The 345-nt window shown below is 34.8% G+C and carries 1 pseudogene; it reads left to right on the top strand.

The features are described from left to right. Positions 1–345: pseudogene (locus AVBRAN9334_RS10150) on the top strand (trimethylamine-N-oxide reductase TorA); the annotation flags it as partial.

The raw sequence follows: 345 nt of genomic DNA, 5'->3' as shown, positions 1-345 counted from the left end.
AATACTAACAGATATATATTTGCAATTAAACAAGCCATACAACCACTTTACAATGCGAAAAATGACTATGATATTTGTTGTGGTATATTAAAGCATTTTGGAGATAACGCATTAAATGCCTTTACAGAAGGTCGCGATATGATGGGTTGGGTGCAATATTTTTATAATGAAGCTCGCGATAAAGCAAGTGCTACAGGCCTATCAATGCCAACCTTTGATGAGTTCTGGGCTAAAGGCTATGTAGAATTTAAAGCTCCTGAAGAAGCTAAGAATTTCGTAAAAATGAAAGATTTTAGAGATGACCCAATTACTAATAGATTAGGAACTCCAAGTGGTAAGATAGAG

Origin of the sequence: Campylobacter sp. RM9334 (assembly GCF_020138145.1) — a bacterium.
Taxonomy (GTDB): domain Bacteria; phylum Campylobacterota; class Campylobacteria; order Campylobacterales; family Campylobacteraceae; genus Campylobacter_E.
The sequence above is the reverse complement of the archived record's forward strand: the minus strand, read 5'-3'. Positions and strand labels throughout refer to the sequence as shown.